At 60.9% G+C, this 1,663-nt stretch carries 1 protein-coding gene; it reads right to left on the reverse strand.

Annotation, left to right across the window (positions count from 1 at the left end; translation table 11 throughout):
* Window positions 1-117 precede the first annotated feature (117 nt).
* Window positions 118-1,569, reverse strand: coding sequence for an IS1182 family transposase (locus tag J2Z79_RS18130; protein WP_374712519.1), 1,452 nt, complete (start codon window positions 1,567-1,569; stop codon window positions 118-120).
* Window positions 1,570-1,663: the final 94 nt, after the last annotated feature.

The raw sequence follows: 1,663 nt of genomic DNA on the forward strand, positions 1-1,663 counted from the left end.
TGGTGGCCGCAGGTCGGCTCACGAGAGGCGCTTGGTGGTATGTAGTGCCAGATAAAGGACCGGCTAAGCCTCTTTGGAGTGTTGTCGAGCGGTGAAGCACAAGATCTCCCTGCCCCTCTAGACGCAGGAGGCACACGAAAGCCGCCGGCTCTCTAGGAGCGCCAGCTTCTTCAGATTCTGCGCCAGGGCAGACACAAGGCACTGGTGCTGCACACGCCTGCGGCCTCGGTATCGGGCGTAGCGCAGGCCGTGCAGTTCCTTGGCGTCTGCAAAGCTGCGCTCAACGGTTTCCCGGCGACGCTGCGTGAGGTACTGTCCCAGCTCGGTCTTGAGAAACTCCCGGGCTTCCTCCCGCAGGTGTTCGTGTACGTGGCGGTGTATCACTTTCTGCTTCGTGGATGAACGGGTACACTGGCCGAGCAGTGGACACGTCGAACAGACCGAAGGGTCGGACCGGTACACGCGGTAGCCGTCACGAGTGGTAGTCACGTACGTCAGCCACCGCTTGGCCGGGCAGCGGTAAGCGTCCACCGCACTGTCATACTTGAAGCGCCACTTGCCCATCAGGCCCTTCGGTGTGGGGTGACGGCGATAGGCTACCGCAGCTTCAATCTGGCGCTTGGACAAAAGGCGCAGGTTCTGCAAGGTGTTGTAACCGGCATCGACTCCGGCTTGCTGTACCTCCAGCTTGAACCGGTCAACACGCTTGAGGCAGGTGGGGTAAACCTGTGCGTCGGTCATGGCCGCCGATGTGACGAAGACGTCCAGAGTGAACCCGTGGAGACCATCGACGGTCCGGTGCTGCAGGTAGTGAAACCCGTCAGGTTTCCCTTCACGGCGAAGCATGGCCGCTTCCGGATCCGTCAGGCTGGCCGTGATCTGCTCCACCGACAGCTCGGGTTCCGGTTCTTCCTCCAACACCGGCAGCGGCTTCAGGCCGTGAGCTTCACGGTCAGCGTTTACTGCAGCCAGTAAGTCATCCTCCGTTGAATCGCCAGACGCACACGCTTCTTGCTCGGCCCGACGAGCCGCCACGTGCCGTTCCCGGGCCCTGGCGACATCCTCCAGGGTAACCCCTTGCGCACCTTCCTTGGCGATCCGTCGCTTGTTTGCGTTCGCCTTCAGGTGACTGGAGTCGGTAAAGATCATGCGTCCATCGATGTACCCTGCATCAATCGCTTGCTTGACCACATGGTCGAACAGTTCTTCGAACAAGCCGGAGTCCTTCCACCGGCGGCTGTAGTTCTTGCCTGGCGTCGTGAAATGCGGCACCGGATCGGTGAGGCCCAACCCGAGGAACCAGCGGTAGGCGATGTTCAGCCGGATTTCCTCGGCCAGGCGACGGTCGGATCGAATCCCGTAGAGATAGGCGATCAGCTCCATCTTCACCAACACCACGGGATCAACGGCCGGCCGCCCCACCTTGCTGTAGAACCTTGCGGTGCGCTCCCGGATGAAGTCGGTGTCCAAAATGGCTTGGATCTTGCGGAGCAGGTGGTCTTGCGGCACCAGGTCTTCGAGCAACACCATTTCGTACTTGGACTGCACGTCTCCACGGCCACGCAGCACCGCACTCACCCGCCGGCAATTTATACTTGCACTTACATTGTAACGCAAAATCCGGGCGCCCGCGAGGGGTCTCCCGGATTTTGTCTACAGCCTG

Source organism: Symbiobacterium terraclitae, assembly GCF_017874315.1.
In the GTDB taxonomy this organism is placed as follows: Bacteria; Bacillota; Sulfobacillia; order Symbiobacteriales; family Symbiobacteriaceae; genus Symbiobacterium; species Symbiobacterium terraclitae.